The 16,505-nt window shown below is 72.0% G+C and carries 15 protein-coding genes; 6 read left to right on the top strand and 9 right to left on the bottom strand.

Going from position 1 to position 16,505, the window contains the following annotated elements; translation table 11 throughout:
* Positions 1–36: 36 nt before the first annotated feature.
* Entirely contained in the window at positions 37–2,811 is a 2,775-nt protein-coding gene (locus ACWEQG_RS07035) for an aconitate hydratase (protein WP_452282475.1), read from the bottom strand.
* Positions 2,812–3,044: 233 nt separating this feature from the next.
* Positions 3,045–3,767: a metal-dependent hydrolase gene (locus tag ACWEQG_RS07040; RefSeq protein ID WP_452282477.1), complete on the bottom strand. Its 723-nt coding sequence runs from the start codon at positions 3,765–3,767 to the stop codon at positions 3,045–3,047.
* 346 nt (positions 3,768–4,113) lie between these two features.
* On the opposite strand from ACWEQG_RS07040, the gene ACWEQG_RS07045 reads away from it, so the two are divergent.
* From ACWEQG_RS07045 to ACWEQG_RS07060, 4 genes are all read left to right on the top strand, one after another.
* Positions 4,114–4,842, top strand: coding sequence for a PadR family transcriptional regulator (locus ACWEQG_RS07045; protein WP_452282479.1), 729 nt, complete (start codon positions 4,114–4,116; stop codon positions 4,840–4,842).
* A 2-nt stretch (positions 4,843–4,844) separates the two neighbouring features.
* Positions 4,845–5,558: a DUF1707 SHOCT-like domain-containing protein gene (locus ACWEQG_RS07050; protein ID WP_452282481.1), complete on the top strand. Its 714-nt coding sequence runs from the start codon at positions 4,845–4,847 to the stop codon at positions 5,556–5,558.
* 135 nt (positions 5,559–5,693) lie between these two features.
* Positions 5,694–5,819, top strand: a complete 126-nt coding sequence (locus ACWEQG_RS07055) for a hypothetical protein (RefSeq protein ID WP_259401020.1) — start codon at positions 5,694–5,696, stop codon at positions 5,817–5,819.
* Between the two features lie 108 nt (positions 5,820–5,927).
* Complete coding sequence (locus ACWEQG_RS07060; RefSeq protein ID WP_452282483.1) at positions 5,928–6,557, top strand: DUF6879 family protein; 630 nt, start codon at positions 5,928–5,930, stop codon at positions 6,555–6,557.
* 28 nt (positions 6,558–6,585) lie between these two features.
* Here the strand turns inward: ACWEQG_RS07060 and mug are convergent, their stop codons facing one another.
* From mug to ACWEQG_RS07075, 3 genes are read right to left on the bottom strand one after another with little or no spacing between them, the layout of a single operon-like run.
* A complete protein-coding gene (gene mug / locus ACWEQG_RS07065) occupies positions 6,586–7,125 on the bottom strand; it encodes a G/U mismatch-specific DNA glycosylase (protein WP_452282485.1) in 540 nt (179 codons plus the stop codon).
* A 9-nt stretch (positions 7,126–7,134) separates the two neighbouring features.
* A complete protein-coding gene (locus ACWEQG_RS07070) occupies positions 7,135–7,641 on the bottom strand; it encodes a cupin domain-containing protein (protein ID WP_452282487.1) in 507 nt (168 codons plus the stop codon).
* Positions 7,642–7,678: 37 nt separating this feature from the next.
* Positions 7,679–8,050 carry a DUF4267 domain-containing protein gene (locus ACWEQG_RS07075; protein ID WP_452282489.1) on the bottom strand — a complete coding sequence of 124 codons (372 nt, stop codon included), beginning with the start codon at positions 8,048–8,050 and terminating at the stop codon, positions 7,679–7,681.
* A gap of 88 nt (positions 8,051–8,138) precedes the next feature.
* Here ACWEQG_RS07075 and ACWEQG_RS07080 point away from each other — a divergent pair, with 88 nt between their 5' ends.
* Complete coding sequence (locus ACWEQG_RS07080; RefSeq protein ID WP_452282491.1) at positions 8,139–8,711, top strand: TetR/AcrR family transcriptional regulator; 573 nt, start codon at positions 8,139–8,141, stop codon at positions 8,709–8,711.
* Between the two features lie 25 nt (positions 8,712–8,736).
* Here ACWEQG_RS07080 and ACWEQG_RS07085 read toward each other — a convergent pair whose 3' ends face one another.
* Positions 8,737–9,333: a TetR/AcrR family transcriptional regulator gene (locus tag ACWEQG_RS07085; protein WP_452282493.1), complete on the bottom strand. Its 597-nt coding sequence runs from the start codon at positions 9,331–9,333 to the stop codon at positions 8,737–8,739.
* A 199-nt stretch (positions 9,334–9,532) separates the two neighbouring features.
* Here ACWEQG_RS07085 and ACWEQG_RS07090 point away from each other — a divergent pair, with 199 nt between their 5' ends.
* Complete coding sequence (locus ACWEQG_RS07090; RefSeq protein ID WP_452282880.1) at positions 9,533–11,038, top strand: MDR family MFS transporter; 1,506 nt, start codon at positions 9,533–9,535, stop codon at positions 11,036–11,038.
* Positions 11,039–11,198: 160 nt separating this feature from the next.
* Here ACWEQG_RS07090 and ACWEQG_RS07095 read toward each other — a convergent pair whose 3' ends face one another.
* From ACWEQG_RS07095 to ACWEQG_RS07105, 3 genes are all read right to left on the bottom strand, one after another.
* Positions 11,199–13,685, bottom strand: a complete 2,487-nt coding sequence (locus ACWEQG_RS07095; RefSeq protein WP_452282495.1) for a polynucleotide kinase-phosphatase — start codon at positions 13,683–13,685, stop codon at positions 11,199–11,201.
* Complete coding sequence (locus tag ACWEQG_RS07100) at positions 13,682–15,313, bottom strand: 3' terminal RNA ribose 2'-O-methyltransferase Hen1 (RefSeq protein WP_452282497.1); 1,632 nt, start codon at positions 15,311–15,313, stop codon at positions 13,682–13,684. The genes ACWEQG_RS07095 and ACWEQG_RS07100 overlap by 4 nt, the downstream gene beginning before the upstream one ends.
* Positions 15,314–15,547: 234 nt before the next feature.
* Entirely contained in the window at positions 15,548–16,474 is a 927-nt protein-coding gene (locus tag ACWEQG_RS07105) for an LLM class F420-dependent oxidoreductase (RefSeq protein ID WP_452282499.1), read from the bottom strand.
* Positions 16,475–16,505 lie beyond the last annotated feature (31 nt).

The raw sequence follows: 16,505 nt of genomic DNA on the forward strand, positions 1-16,505 counted from the left end.
CGTCCAGGACAGCGTCATGCCCGATGCGGATGCGGTTCAGCTCTTGGCGAGCAGGGAGCGCAGGACGTACTGCATGATGCCGCCGTGGCGGTAGTAGTCCGCCTCACCGGGCGTGTCGAGGCGCACGACGGCCTGGAACTCGACGTCCCCGGCGCGGACGGTGACCGTGGCGGGGGTCGAGCCGCTGTTGAGCTCCTCGACACCGGCGATGTCGAAGGTCTCCTCGCCGGTCAGGCCCAGCGAGTCGGCGCTCTCGCCCTCGGGGAACTGCAGCGGTAGCACGCCCATGCCGATCAGGTTCGACCGGTGGATGCGCTCGTACGACTCGGCGATGACGGCGCGCACGCCGAGCAGCGCGGTGCCCTTGGCCGCCCAGTCGCGCGACGACCCGGAGCCGTACTCCTTGCCGGCCAGGACCACCAGCGGGATGCCGGCGGCCTGGTAGTTCTGCGACGCGTCGTAGATGAACGCCTGCTCCCCGCCCTTGGTGAAGTCGCGGGTGTAGCCGCCCTCCACGCCGTCGAGCAGCAGGTTGCGCAGCCGGATGTTGGCGAACGTGCCGCGGATCATCACCTCGTGGTTGCCGCGGCGGGAGCCGTAGGAGTTGAAGTCCCTGACCTCGACGCCGTGCTCGCGCAGGTAGCGACCGGCCGGGGTGTCGGCCTTGATCGAACCCGCGGGCGAGATGTGGTCGGTCGTGACCGAGTCGCCCAGCTTGGCCAGGACGCGGGCGCCCCTGATGTCCGTCACCGGCTCCGGCTTGGCGGGCATGCCGTCGAAGTACGGCGCCTTGCGGACGTACGTCGACTCCGGGTCCCACTCGAAGGTGTCGCCGGTCGGGATCGGCAGCGACCGCCAGTGCTCGTCGCCCTTGAACACGTCCGCGTAGTCACGCTTGAACATGTCCTGGCTGATCGACTCCGACACCACCGCCGCGACCTCCTCGGGCGACGGCCAGATGTCCTTGAGGAAGACCGGCTGCCCGTCGGCGCCGACGCCGAGCGGCTCGTTGTTGAGGTCGACGTCCATGGTCCCGGCCAGCGCGTAGGCCACCACGAGCGGCGGCGAGGCCAGGTAGTTCATCTTGACGTCGGGGTTGATCCGGCCCTCGAAGTTGCGGTTGCCCGACAGCACGGCGGTGACCGCGAGGTCGCTCTCCTGGATGGCGGCGGAGATCTCCGGCTCCAGCGGGCCGGAGTTGCCGATGCAGGTGGTGCAGCCGTAGCCGACGAGGTTGAATCCCAGCTTGTCGAGGTACGGCTGGAGACCGGACCGCTCGAAGTAGCCGGTGACCACCTGGCTGCCCGGGGCGAGCGAGGTCTTCACCCACGGCTTGCGCGACAGGCCCTTGTCCACCGCGTTCTTCGCCAGCAGGGCCGCGCCGAGCATGACGTACGGGTTCGAGGTGTTCGTGCAGGAGGTGATCGCGGCGATCGTGACGACGCCGTGGTCGATCTCGAAGGACGTGCCGTCCGACAGCGTCACCGGCGTGGGCCGGTGCGGACGCTCGCCGTTGCGCCGCACCTCGTGCGGAACGTCGCCCGCCCCGCTGTGGGCGATCGCCGGAGAGTCCGAGGCCGGGAAGGACTCGGCGGACGCCTCGTCGGCCGGGCCCTCGATGCCGTCGTCGGTGACGTAGGTGCGCACCGCCGCGCGCCACGCCGACTTGGCGTCGGCCAGCGGGATGCGGTCCTGCGGGCGCTTGGGCCCGGCGATCGACGGGACGACGGTCGACAGGTCGAGCTCGATGTACTCGCTGAAGACGGGCTCGGGCGCCGAGGGGTCGAGCCACAGGCCCTGCTCCTTGGCGTACGCCTCGACCAGCGCGACCTGCTCCGGCGAGCGGCCGGTGAGCTTGAGGTAGTCGATGGTCTGGCCGTCGATCGGGAAGATGGCGCAGGTGGAGCCGAACTCGGGGCTCATGTTGCCGATCGTGGCGCGGTTGGCCAGCGGCACGCTGGAGACGCCCTCGCCGTAGAACTCCACGAACTTGCCGACCACGCCGTGCTTGCGCAGCATCTCGGTGATCGTGAGCACGAGGTCGGTCGCGGTCGCGCCGGCCGGCAGCTTGCCGGTCAGCTTGAAGCCGACCACCCGGGGGATCAGCATCGAGATCGGCTGGCCGAGCATCGCGGCCTCGGCCTCGATGCCGCCGACGCCCCAGCCGAGGACGCCGATGCCGTTCTCCATCGTGGTGTGGGAGTCGGTGCCCACGCAGGTGTCCGGGTACGCCTTGCCGTCGCGGGTCATGACCACGCGGGCCAGGTGCTCGATGTTGACCTGGTGGACGATGCCGGTGCCGGGCGGGACGACCTTGAACTCGTCGAACGCCGTCTGGCCCCAGCGCAGGAACTGGTAGCGCTCGCGGTTGCGCTCGTACTCCCGCTCGACGTTGCGCTGGAAGGAGTCGGGGTGACCGAAGAAGTCCACGATGACCGAGTGGTCGATGACCATCTCGGCCGGCGCGAGCGGGTTGATCTTCGCCGGGTCGCCGCCCAGGTCGCGTACGGCCTCGCGCATCGTGGCGAGGTCGACCACGCAGGGCACACCGGTGAAGTCCTGCATGATCACGCGGGCGGGCGTGAACTGGATCTCCACGCTCGGCTGGGCGTTCGGGTCCCAGCTCGCGATGGCGCGGATGTGGTCGGCGGTGATGTTCGCGCCGTCCTCGGTGCGGAGCAGGTTCTCCAGCAGGATCTTCAGGCTGTACGGGAGGCGCGCCGACCCCTCGACGGCGTCCAGCCGGTAGATCTCGTATGACGCGTCACCGACGCGCAGCGTGTCACGGCTGCCGAAGCTGTTCGCGGACACGAAGTTCGCCTCCCCAGGGTTCCGGGCTAGTCACAGGTTTCGTGTGCATCCTCCCGCACGCACGGGACACTCCCGACAATTAGGTTGCCCTAACCTGTGCGGCTCGGCGGATGTCTCGACGTCAAGATATCCCTCAAGATATCTCGACATCAAGTTACTCTCGGGTAGGAAGATCGCCAGGCTGCCGACACCGGCAAATAGCCGGATCTTTCCGGGTTCGCTAAGACGATCGCTCAGGCCGGCATCAGCCGCAGGCAGAACAGCGCGATCACCACGACCGACAGGGCAGGGCCGAGGAACTGCTTCTCGAACGCCTTGCCGGTCTTGATGCCGATGTCCCACGGCAGGAGCCAGCGCCCCTTGATCGGCCATAAGACGGGACAGCCGCGCTCGGTCAGGCAGTCGCCGATCACGTGCACCAGGCAGCCGACCCCGATCGCCAGGCCCAGCCAGGCATAGGTGACCCCGAGTGTCATGAACGTGAAGAACAGCGCCGCCGTGAGCCCCATGTTCACGATGGCGGAGGTGAGCGTCCTGCCGGGCACGCCGATGCCCACGGCACGGATCGCCAGGCCGATCATCAGCACGACCAGGATGTCGCGGCCGATCGCGTAGCGCTCCCCGAGCAGGTGCGCGCCCACGCCGGCCAGGACACTGAACAGCAGCGAGTGGGTGGCGTGCCGATGCCCGCCGCTGACGAAGTTCACGCCCTTGCTGAGCAGCCAGGTCACCGGTCCGAACGTCTGGGCGATCGTGGCGCTGGGGTGGTCGAGATCGGGCAGCATGGCCGCACCGGCGCAGACCACGGCGCCCGCGACGAGCTCGGGCGGGGTCAGGATCGGCCCCGTCAGTGTCGCCAGCTCCGGGTGCCCCACCGCGTCCGGCAGCGCCATCAGGGCCGGCGCGACCGCCAGCCACACCGCCGCCCCGCTGAGGGCGTGCGAGTGCCCCATCATGACAAGATCACGCTTTGAGACTGTACGGCATAGCACCGACATATTCCGCGAAGCGCCCACCAGCCGGGCTGGTGTCGCTCACGTCCGTCCGGCGCGGCCACCGGAACACGCGGTCACCGGAACGACAAAGACGGGATCGTCCCGCTCCAAGAGCACCCCCCAGCCCTCTCAGAGCAGAACGATCCCGTCTTCGTGTGAGATAACGCTACGGTCTCGGAGGCTGTTCCCCGCACTCGAAAAACTTCCGCGTGAGCTACGTCACTCTTACCTCGATATTGTCGTCGGAACGGTCGCGATATATCGTTGAGCCATCGAGAACAGATCGCGACCAGAAGGGGGCACTGCGATGAGTTCGGCACACGCGATGGGCGCGCCCTGGGCCCGCCCGGACTTGAGACAGCAGTTCAGGCAGGAGATGCGGCGCGCCATGCGCGAGAGGTTCGTCAAGGGGGCGGCGATGTGGCATCAGGAACAGGGCGGGGGCCCTCACGAGCACCGGCACAGGGGCGGCATGCGGGGGCGCGGCCCATGGGGCGGTTTCGGGCCCGGCGGCCCGTTCGGGCCGTGGGCGGGCGGCAACTTCCCGTTCGGCCCCCGGGGCTTCGGCCGGCCGAGGAAGGCCAAGCGCGGTGACGTACGGGCCGCGATCCTCGCCCTGCTCGCCGAGCAGCCGCGCAACGGCTACCAGATCATCCAGGAGATCGCCGAGCGCAGCCAGGGCGGGTGGAAGCCGAGTCCCGGCGCCGTCTACCCCGCGCTGCAGCAGCTCACCGACGAGGGCCTGGTGCGCGCGGAGGAGACCGAGGGGCGCAAGACGTTCCAGCTCACCGAGGCCGGGCGCACCTACGTGGAGGAGCACGGGGAGGAGGTCCGGGCGCCGTGGGAGGAGATGACGCCGGACATCGGGGACGACGTCCACGAGCTGTTCGACCTGTCCAGGCAGGCGGCCTCCGCGCTGTTCCAGATCGCCCACTCGGGCTCCGCGGGGCAGGTCGGGCAGGCGAAGCAGGTCCTGGCCGAGACCAGGCGGCGGCTCTACCAGATCCTCGCCGACGGCGATCCGGCGGAGGAGTGACGATGGTCTCCCCCGAGGGCTCCCCCTACCGGCCCGCCGCCGGAGGCGGCGCGGACACCTCCCGTGGCGGCAACGCATCCGCGGGCCACGCCCCGCCTGGCGGTCCGGCGTACGGCGGGCCGCGGATCGGCGGCCTTCGCATCGGGGACAGGGAGCGCGACGAGGTGACGCGGCTCCTGCACGACGCGTTCGCGCAGGGCCGCATCACCCGCGAGGAACTCGACGAGCGCCTCGACGCGACGCTCTCGGCCCGCACGGCCGAGGACCTTCGGCGGGTGACCGCCGACCTCCCCGGCGCCTGGCCGGTCGACTCGCGGCCGGAGGGCGCCCATGACGGCGGTGGGCGGGCCGGGGGCCCGTGGGGCCCGGCCTTCCCCGGGCTGCCGGGCACCCGGTCCGGGCCGTACGGCGGGCCGTGGACGGGGGCCCCCACGTGGGCCGGTGCCTGGGGCCCGCACGCGGGGCCGCCCTGGGCGAGGCGTCACCGCCACGGCCCGGCCTGGGGGCCGGCCGGGCCGGGCGGCGCCATGATGCGCACGAGGGGCGGCCCCGCGCCGATCGCGCTCGCCGCCGTGGCGATCCTGGTCGTCGGGCTGCTCACCGGGGCCTGGCCACTGTTCGTGATCGGCAGGCTGCTGCTGGTCGCCTGGCTGGTGGCGACCGTGGTGGGGCTGATCCGGCGCCGTCACCACAGACACGGCGTGGGATACCGGTGAGCGGCGGGGCGTGCCGCCGCCCGGCGCGCCCCCTTCGGCCGGAATTGGGCCTTGACCCGGGATCGGGAGCGGCCAACGATCGTCATGTCGCCCTCGGGGGAGTGTTTGCGGCCACGCCGACGAACGGAGGGTGAATTGAAGCCGGCCGAGCCAGAACCCGAGGTGGTGCGGGAGACCGAGACTGCGGGGACGAGGCAGATCAGGATCAGGCTGCTGGACGCGGTGGAGACGGCCGTGTGCAGCAACTCGACGGGTAACTGACACCCACCAGGACGTCCGCGGAAGACCCACGCGCGCCACGTATCCAGATCCGGGCCGGAGCCGGGGCGTGCCCCTACCAGCGATTCGGCTTCGGCCGAGGGAGGCCCCATGCCCGGAGAAGCGTTCGAGCACGTCAGACAGGCCGCGGGAGAGGTGCTTCCCGCCGCGGAGTACCGGACCGAGCTCTACGATCACCTGCGCGGGACCGAGGGCGTGGTGTGGAAGCTGGAGCGCGCCCAGCACTTCCACGAGCCCGACACCCCGAGCTGGGTCGCGATGACGAGCGGAGACTGGGACCGGTCGCTGGCACTGATGGACGAGATGCGCTTCGCCGACGACCTGCCGCCCCGGGCGGAGCTGCGCCGGCTGCGGATCGTCGAGATGCCGCCGACGCCGTACCTGCAGTGGGAGATCGTCCTGCTCGCTGCGCGCACCCGGGCGGGCGAGCGGGCGCGGGCGCTGCACGCCCGGTCCGTACGGCCGCTGGAGAGCCGCGTGCCGCTGCCCGAGCTGCTGATCGTGAACCACGGCCTGATGTACGAGGTCCTCTACGACGAGATCGGCGCCCACGTGGGCGGACGGCGGATCACCGACACCCGGCTCGTCGAGGGCTGCACCCGGGCCGTCGCCGAGCTGTACGCCCGCGCCGAGGACATGGTGGCCTTCCACGACCGCGAGATCGCGCACCTGCCGCCGCCGGGCGCCGGGCGCATCCTGTCCCGCCCCGGCCACTCGTGACGGCCCCCGCTCCGGCCGGCGGCCGCGATCACAGGTGCGCCGTACGGAGACGGCCCATCTCGGCCGCGATCGCCTCCAGCGTCCAGTGGGCGTTCAGCCCGCTGGGGTTGGGCAGCACCCACAGCGCCGTCTCGCCGATCGTCTCCTCCTGCGGGCCGATCCGGGCGGCGGGGCGGGCGAAGGCGACACGGTAGGCCGACACCCCCGCGACCGCCAGGACGCGGGGGTGGACCTCCGCCACCAGCCGCGCCAGCCGCGCGCCGCCCTCGCGGAACTCCTCCGGGGCCAGTTCGTCGGCCCGGGCGGTCGCCCGGGCCACGACGTTGGTGATGCCGAGGCCGTACGTCGGGAGCAGGTGCTGCTCGGCCGGCGCGAGCCTGCGCGGCACGAGCCCGGACAGGTGCAGCGCGGGCCAGAACCGGTTGCCCGGCCGCGCGAAGTGATGACCGGTGGCCGCCGAGTAGAGGCTGGGGTTGATCCCGCAGAACAGCACGTCGAGCCCGGGACCGAGCACGTCCTCGATCGTCGCGTTCCTGGCCGCCTCGAGGTCGGCCTTGGTGGGCGTCATGCCGCGATGCTAGACGGCCCGCCCGCGCCTGGCGTCGTTCCAGACGGCGCTGGTGCGCAGATGGTTGTCGTAGAGCTCCTGAACCTCCAGGAGCGACTCCGGGGGTTGCTTGCCGTAGGCGATGCGCTCCAGCTGACGGAAGTACTCGAATCGCTCCACGCCGGGAGTGACGACGATGAGGATGTCGGCGCTGTGGCCGGGGGCGGCGGCGAACGCGTGGGCGAGGCCGGGCGGGACGACGACGAGGTCGCCGCGTTCCGCGGTGACGACCTCGTCCCCGCTCAGAAGCTGGGCGCAGCCGTCGAGCAGATAGAACAGCTCGGCGGAGCCGGCGTGGTGATGGGGCGCGGCGCCGTCCGCGCCGTCGGTGAGCGTGACGCGCTGGGCGGACAGGGCGCCGCCCGTGGCGCTGCTGTCGGCCAGCAGCCGCATGGTGGTGGGGGCCCGGCCGATGACCTCGGCGTCGGCGGAGCGCACGATCACGGATTCGGCGAAGTCGGGGACGACCAGCGACATGCCGGGTCCTTTCGTGGAGAGTGGCGGCGGGCGGGGATCAGACGGCGAAGAGCAGGGCGGCGCTGATCAGGACGATCACCGCGGTCGCGAAGTGGATGCCGAACGCGACCGCCCGGGTGCCGCCGTTGCGCAGCACGATCAGGGTGTCGCCCAGCGGCACCAGGGCGACGACCAGCATGTACCAGGCCTCGGCGCGGGCGCCGGCGAAGACGAGCAGGGCCAGGCCCAGCAGACCGTAGGTCCCGTCACGCAGGCCCTTGATCGTCAGGTAGGCGGCGTCGCCGTCCTTCTTCGCCGCGACGCCGTAGCCGGCGGCCGCGGCCCGCGGCACGAGCAGGAAGCGGACTCCGATGAACAGGATCATCAGGTTGAGGACGACGGCGAGACCGTACGCGATGGGGGTGAGCATGTCTCTCTCCGAGATCTAGCAGCGCTAGGAACGAGAACGAAGCTAGCAGAGCATTGCCATAAACGCTAGCGCTGCTAGAGTTCGAAGCATGTCGATCCAGTCACGCAGAGAGCGCGAGCGCGCCGAGCGGGAAAAGCTGATAATCACGGCCGCCCGGGAGCTGGCCGAGGCCGAGGGCTGGGAGGCGGTCACGACCCGGCGGCTGGCCGAGCGGGTCGAGTACAGCCAGCCGGTGCTCTACAGCCACTTCAAGGGCAAGGACGCGATCATGGCGGCCGTAGCCGTGGAGAGCTGCGCCGACCTGGCCCGGGAGCTGCGCGCGGCCAGGACCGCGGCGCCGGACACCCGCCGCGCCATCGCCGACCTCAGCGCGGCCTACGTGGCCTTCGCCGACCGGCACCCGGCCCTCTACGACGTGATCTTCAGCCTGGCCGTCCCGCTGCCGTTCGCCACCCCCGAGGCCCCGGCCGCCCTGCAGGCCGCCTTCGGCGAGCTGGCCGAGGCCGTCCGCCCCCACGCGGGCGGCGACGACCTGGGCGCGCTGACCGAGACCTTCTGGGCCGCCCTGCACGGGCTGGTGACCCTCATGCGCGGCGGCCGGCTCCCGCGCGAGCACCACGAGCTCAGGCTCGGGCTGCTCCTGGCCCGCTTCACGGGCTGAACCGGCCCCCCGGCGGGCGCCGGGCTCAGCGGAAGGGCTGCGCCATCCGGTCGAGAGCCTGCTCGACGATCTGCGCGAGCGGGCGGGCCTCCTGCTCCTCGGTCCAGACGTGGGTGGCGATGCGCAGCGCGACCAGGAAGGCGGCGGCCATGATCCGCGACCTCAGCTCGGCGGCGGGATCCCCGGCCCGGTCGCGTTCGCCGATCGCCTGGACCAAATCCCGTTCCAGCGCGGCGTGGTTGGCGAGCTGCCGGGCGAGCAGGGACGGGTGGCGCTTGGTGAGCGCGGTGCGCACCGCCCACTCGCGGTCGAGCTCGCCCATGTCCTCCAGCATGTCGCGTGCGGCTCCGCGCAGCGCCTGCCAGCCCGACTCCCCCGCCGGCCGTTCGCGGACCGCGCGGACCAGGGATCGGACCCGCTCCTCCTCGCCGTACAGGAGGGCGTCCTCCTTGCTGCCGAAGTAGTTGGAGAAGGTCCGGCGGGAGATGTTGGCGGCCTCCACGATGTCGTCGACGGTGACGTGGTCGAGCCCACGCTCCACGGCGAGCCGCAGCGTGGCCTTGTGGATGGCCTGCCGCGTCTCGGCCTTCTTACGCTCGCGCAACCCCGCCGTCGGTTCCATGGTGCGTTCAGCTTAGCCGCTGAAACATTGCCCACCGAGCAAAGTTGCCTGCTGAGCATGTATTGTTGACGGGTAATCCCCTTCGAACTCGCATTGGAGGCTGCGCGTGAGCGCACCCACGCTGCCGGAGACGGGGGCCAAGAGCCACCGGCAGGTACTCGAAGCGCTGAGCGGCCTGCTCCTCGTCCTGTTCCTCGCGATGATCAGCAGCACGATCGTGTCGGTGGCGCTGCCGCAGATCATCGGCGCGCTGAACGGCACCCAGTCTCAGTACACCTGGGTGGTCACCGCGGCCCTGCTCACCACGACCGCCTCGACCCCCATCTGGGGCAAGCTGGCCGACCTGTTCAGCAAGAAGCTGCTGCTCGAGATCGCGATCGGCATCTTCCTCGTCGCCTCGCTCGCCTGCGGCTTCGCGCAGAACACGCCGATGCTGATCGCCTTCCGCGCGGTGCAGGGCCTGGGCATGGGCGCGCTGCAGATCCTGGTGCAGGTGGTCATCGCCGCCATGATCAGCCCGAAGGACCGGGGCAAGTACAACGGCTACCTCGGCGCGGTCATGGCCGTGGCCACGGTCGGCGGGCCGCTGCTGGGCGGCCTGATCACCGACACGTCCTGGCTGGGCTGGCGGTGGTGCTTCTTCCTGCCGATCCCGTTCACCGCGATCGCGCTGATCATCCTGCACCGCACGCTCGACATCGCCTCGGTCCGCCGTCCGGGCACCTCGGTGGACTACCCCGGCGCGATCCTCATCGCCGCCGGCGTGAGCATCCTGCTCATCTGGGTCACCTTCGTCCGCAACTCCTTCGACTGGATCTCCTGGCAGACCTTCGTCATGGTCGGCGCGTCGGTGGTGCTGCTCGGCATCGCCGTCTGGGTGGAGTCCGTGGTCCGCGAGCCGGTCGTCCCGCTGCACGTCATCCGGCGGCGCACGCCGGCCCTCGCGATCCTCGCCAGCCTGGCCGTGGGCATGGCCATGTTCGGCGGCGCGGTCTTCCTCGGCCAGTACTTCCAGATCGGCCGCGGCTACACCCCCACCGAGTCGGGCCTGCTCACGATCCCGATGATGTTCGGCGTGCTGGTGTCGTCCACGATCTCGGGGCGGATGGTGTCCCGCAGCGGCCGGGTCAAGCCGTACATCCTCGTCGGCTCGATCGTGCTCACGCTCGGGTTCCTCGTCCTGTCCACCATGGACCACGACACCTCGCTGGTCCTCGTCGGAGCAGGGATGCTCGTGGTCGGCGCAGGCGTCGGCATGTCCATGCAGAACCTCGTGCTGGCCGTGCAGAACACCGTCCCGCTGCGCGAGCTGGGCGCCGCCAGCGGCGCGATCACCTTCTTCCGCTCGCTGGGCGGCACCATCGGTGTCTCGGTGCTGGGCGCGGTGCTGGCCAACCAGGTCACCGCGAACATCACCACGGGCCTGGCCAAGGCGGGCATCCGGGTGCCGGCGTCGCAGAGCGCGGGCGGCGGCAGCCTCAACATGGGGGCGCTCCCCGAGCCGATCCGCGGCATCGTGCGCGCCGCCTACGGCGACGCCACCGGCCACATCTTCCTCATCTCGGCCTGCATCGCGGTCGTCGGCATCCTCGCCGTGCTGTTCCTCCCGCAGGTGCGGCTGCGCGACAGTGTGGACCTGCCGGAGCCGGCTACCGGGCCGGCCGCCCCCGGAGCGGACGCGCCCGCGGCGGCCGAGTCCCGCTGAGCCGCGTCTCGAGGTACGACCCCGGGCCCCCGGGCACGGCTCCCGCCTCACCGGCGGGCGGCCGTGCCGGGGCCGTCCGGTCAGAGACACGGACCCTCAGGTCACAGACACGGACCCTCAGGTCACAGACACGGGCGTCCGGACACGGACGCGCGTCCGGTCACAGACGCGGGTCGACCGGCTCGGACTCCAGCGCGAGGACGGCGAAGACCGCCTCGTGGATCCGCCAGAGCGGCTCGCCCTCCGCCAGCCGCGCCAGCGCTTCGAGGCCGAGCGCGTGCTCCCGCAGCGCGAGCGAGCGCTTCCTTCCGGTGAACCTGTGCCGCAGCACGTCGAGCGACTCGGTGTAGTCGGCGCCGTAGATGATGCGCAGATACTCCCTGCCGCGCACCTTGACGCCCGGCTGCACCCGCCCCTCCGGGTGGGCGGCCGGTTTCACCACCATGCCCTCGCCCCCGGCCTCGGTCAGCGCCGTCCACCACGCGACCGCCGCCTCCCGCTCCTGCGGCGAGTCGAGGGAGACGAAGACGTGGCGGGTCGGCGTGACGAGCGGCGAGTCCAACAGAGCGAGCGTCTTCAGGTGCCACTCGTGCGGCTCCTCCACCGCCGTCGCCCTGCCCTCGCACGCGAGGATCTGGAACGGCGCGAGCCGTACGCCGTCGAGGCCCGAGACCGGCCAGCAGTAACGGGCATAGGCGTCGCGGAAAAGGGCAGCGTTGTGGGCACGGCGGCGGGTGCGGTCGAGCAGAGGGCCTACATCCAGGCCACGTCCCGCCGCCATCTCCAGCGCCGCGACCGCCTCGGGCAGGGCCACCCGGGCGGCCGCCCCCACCGAGGCGTACTGGTCGCGGATCAGCCCCTCCGCCTTGGCCGACCACGGCAGCAGCTCGCAGTCGAGCACCACCCAGTCGGTCTCCAGCGCCTCCCACAGCGGCGCCGCGGCCGCGCGCAGCCGGTCGACCAGTTCCGGCATGCGCTCGTCGAAGAAGGGCCGCCCGGTGCGGGTGTAGACGCTGCCCGCCGTGCCGTCGGCGATGCCGAAGCGGCGCGCCGCGGCCTCCGGGGTCCGCGCCAGCACGGCGACGGCCCGCGAGCCCATGTGCTTCTCCTCGCACACCACCCGGGTCACCCCGGCCCGGGCGAACTCCTCGAACGCCTCGGCCGGGTGCTCCAGGAAACCCTCCAACGCCGAGGTCTCCGGCGGGGCCATGGTCGGCGGCAGGTAGACCAGCCAGCGGGGGTCCACGGCGAACCGGCTCATGATCTCCAGCGCCGCGCGGGAGTTCTCCTCCGCGATCCTGATCCGGCCGCCGAACCGCGACTCGACGAAGCGGGTGCCGTCCACGTCGCCGATGTCCAGCACGCCGGGATCGCGGGCGGGGGCCGGCGCGGCGAGGGGCCGCGTGGGCTCGTACCAGACCTTCTCCGCCGGGACCGAGACGAGCTCCCGCTCGGGGTAGCGCAGGGCGGTCAGCCGCCCGCCGAAGACCGCGCCGGTGTCGAGGCAGATCGTGTTGTTGACCCACTCCGGCTCGGGCACCGGGGTGTGGCCGTAGACGACCATGGCACGCCCCCGGTAGTCGTTCGCCCAGGGGTAGCGCACCGGCAGGCCGTACTCGTCGGTCTCCCCGGTCGTGTCGCCGTACAGGGCGAACGCCCGCACCCGCCCGGAGGCGCGCCCGTGGTAGGCCTCCTTCAGCCCGGCGTGCGCGACCACCAGCCGGCCGCCGTCGAGGCGGTAGTGGCTGATCAGCCCGTCCATGAACGTCCTGGCGGCCGCGCGGAACTCCGCCGGCTCGGCCGCGAGCTGCTCCAGCGACCGCTCCAGGCCGTGGGCCACGCGCACCTTGCGGCCGTCGAGCGCCCGGACCAGCTTCTGCTCGTGGTTGCCGGACACGCACAGCGCGGTCCCGGCCTCGACCATGCCCATGACCAGCCGCAGCACGCCCGGCGTGTCCGGACCGCGGTCGACCAGGTCGCCGACGAAGACCGCCGTACGCCCCTCCGGGTGGGCGGCGCCGTCCGGCCCGACCTCCCACCCGAGCTTCACCAGCAGGGACTCCAGCTCGGCCCGGCAGCCGTGCACGTCGCCGATGATGTCGAACGGCCCGGTGAGGTGGGTCCTGTCGGTCCACGCCTTCTCGTACGTGATGGTCACGTCGTCGATCTCGTCGCCGCGCAGCACGTGGACCCGGCGGAAGCCGTCCTTGGCGATCTTGCCGAGCGACCGGCGCAGCTCCTTGCGCTGCCGGCTGATCACGTGGGCACCGAAAGCACGGTCGGGGCGGGCCGCGTTGCGGGCGCGCGCCACCTCCTCCGGCACGTCGAGCACGATCGCGTCGGCGAGCACGTCGTGCGACCTGGCCAGCTCGATGAGCTTCTTGCGGGCCTCCCACTGCACGTTGGTCGCGTCCACCACCGTCAGCAGGCCCCGGCGCAGACGGATGCCCACGATGTGGTGGAGCAGGTCGAACGCCTCGGGCGTGGCCGTCTGGTCGTTCTCGTCGTCGGCGACCAGGCCACGGCAGAAGTCGGACGAGACGACCTGGGTGGGCGCGAAGTGCCGGGCCGCGAACGTCGACTTGCCGCTCCCGGAGATGCCGACGAGCACCACCAGCGACAGCTCGGGCACACTGATCTCGGTCACGGCCGTCCCTCCCTTCTGCTGAGGACCGCCATCTGGGTGGGCGGGCCCACCTCCGGGTCGTCCTCGCCGACCGGCCGCAGATCGGCCGCGTAGCCGTACGTCTCGCAGACGCCCGCCACCCACCGGGCGAACTCCGCCCGGCTCCACTCGAACCGGTGATCGGGGTGGCGCCGCGCCCCCGTGAGGAGCTCGTACCTGACGTTGTGCTCCACATTGGGCGTGGTCACGATCACGTGTGCGGGCCGCGCCGTGCCGAAGACCACGCGCTCGAGCGCGGGCAGCCGCGGCGGGTCCACGTGCTCGACGACCTCCATCAGCACCGCGGCGTCGTACCCGGCCAGGCGCGCGTCGGTGTACGTCAGCGAGCCCTGGAACAGCTCCAGCCTGGCCCGCTTGGCGTCCGGCATCCGCTCGGCGCGCAGGCGCCGCTTGGCCAGCGCGAGCGCGCGGGCCGACACGTCCATGCCGGCCACCTTCGCGAAGGCCGGCCTGTCCAGCAGCGCCGACAGCAGCTGCCCCGAGCCGCAGCCGAGGTCGAGGACGGTGCGGGCGCCGAGCTCCTCCAGCGCCGCCACGACGGCCTCGCGGCGCAGCGTGTTGAGCGGCACCCGCGCGGCACCGGCCCCGTCGCCCGGATCCGGTCCGTCGCCCGCGGTCGGTCCGCCGTCCGGACGTGGGACGGCATCGCCGGGAGCCTGGGCGCCCGGCTCCCGCACGGTCTCCCGCACGCTCTTTCGCACGGCGCCGTCCACCACGGCGAGCTGCGGCGCGGAGTCGCCCACGGCGGCGCGCTCCTCCTCGGCGCCGCCCACCGGGACGTGCTCCTCCGCGGTGTCGCCCTCGGCGGCGTGCTCCTCCTCCACCGGCGGGTCCAGGCTCTCCTCCACGTCGTCGCCGAGCTCGGCGAGACGGGCGAACGCGGTGCGGGTGAGCGCCCACCTCCGGCCGAGGTAGCGGCGGGTGATCAGCCCCTTGTCCGGATGGCCGGCCAGCCATCCCTCCCCCGCGCGGACGAGCTTGTCGACCTCGTCGCCCGCCAGCCAGTAGTGCTTGGCGTCGTCCAGCACGGGGAGCAGGACGTACAGGTGGTTGAGCGCGTCGGCCAGGCGCACGTTCCCGCGCAGCGCGAGCCGTACGTACCGGGACTCGCCCCATTCGGGAAAGCCGGGATCGAGCGGCACGGGCGCGGCGTCGACCTCCCAGCCCAGCGGCCCGAACAGCCGGTGCGCGAGATCGGCCCCTCCCCGGCACGGCAGCGCGGGCAGGGCGATCTCCAGGGGGATCGGCCCGTCCGCGAGGTCCTGCCGGGAGGCGCACCGCCCGGTCCGCGCCGTACGGAACACGTCCGCGAGCGCCGACGCCAGCAGCGAGGACGCGGCGTACGGCCGGTCGTTGACGTACTGGCCGAGGGAGAAGTCGGGCGAGGATGAGCCCCGCGAGCGGGCCAGCCGCACGGGGTCGACCTCCAGCAGCAGCGCCGCGGTGCACCGGTCCTCGCCCGCCTCCGGGTAGAACACCCTGGCGGTGCCGAACGACCGCTCGAACTCCTGCACCCGGTCGGGGTGCTTGTGCAGGAGGAAGCCGAGGTCCGTGGCGGGCCGCAGAGTCGTCGAGATCGTGAGGATCACCCGGCAAAGTGTGCCGGATGCCCCTTTCCTGAAGCGAGCGAAATACAGCGGCGAACGGTGCGGGGATCGGGACCGCTCCGGCCCGGACCTGCGGCCCCGCTTCACCGGCCTGCTTCGGGCGCCGGCGGCACCTGCCCGCACGCCGGGCGAGCGGCCAGGCGGCTTGGCCGCGCACGCCCATGCCGGCCCGGCTCGCGACGCCATCCGGGGTGGCGTCGCGAGCCGGGCGGTGGGTCACGCCGCCGACACGTGCGGCAGCACCTCGGCGGCGATCAGCTCCAGGTGCTCCAGGTCGTGCATGTCGAGGACCTGGAGGTAGAGCCGCTCGGCGCCCATCTCGGCGAACCGGCCGATTTTGTCCACGATCTCCTGCGGCGTGCCCGCCAGCCCGTTGACGCGCAGCTCGTCTACCTCGCGGCCGATGTTGGCGGCCCGCCGGGCGACCTCCGCCTCGTCCCGCCCGGCGCAGACGACCTGCGCCGCCGACAGCAGGACGGTCTCCCGCCCCGCGTCGTCGCACGCCCGCCTGACCCGGTCGAAGGCCGCGGCGGTGTCCTCGGGCAGGTGGAACGGCACGTTGTACTCGTCGGCGAACCGCGCGACGAGCCGCGGCGTGCGCTTGGCGCCCCCGCCGCCGATGATGACGGGCGGCCGGGGCCGCTGCGCCGGCTTGGGCAGCGCCGGGGAGTCGGCCAGCCGGTAGTGCGCGCCCTCGAACGAGAACGGCTTGGCCGCCGCCCACAGCCCGGTCACGATCTCGAGCTGCTCCTCCAGGCGCTCGAACCGCTCCCCGAGGGAGGGGAACGGAATCCCGTACGCCGTGTGCTCCTCCTCGAACCAGCCGGTGCCGAGGCCCAGCTCCACACGACCGCCGCTCATCTGGTCCACCTGGGCGACGCTGATCGCCAGCGGGCCGGGCAACCGGAACGTCGCGGCGCTCACCAGCGTCCCGAGCCGGATGGCCGAGGTCTCCCTCGCCAGGCCCGCCAGAGTGATCCACGCGTCGGTGGGGCCGGGGGCGGGATCGCCGTCACCCATCCGCAAATAGTGGTCAGACCGGAAAAACGCGTCGAATCCGAGCCGCTCGGCGGCCTGCGCCACCTTGAGCTGATCGTCGTAACTCGCCCCTTGCTGGGGTTCGGTGAAGATCCTCAATTTCATCCGTCCATTATCCCCTCCCCCGGGCCCGCGG

This window comes from Microbispora sp. NPDC004025 (assembly GCF_053604425.1).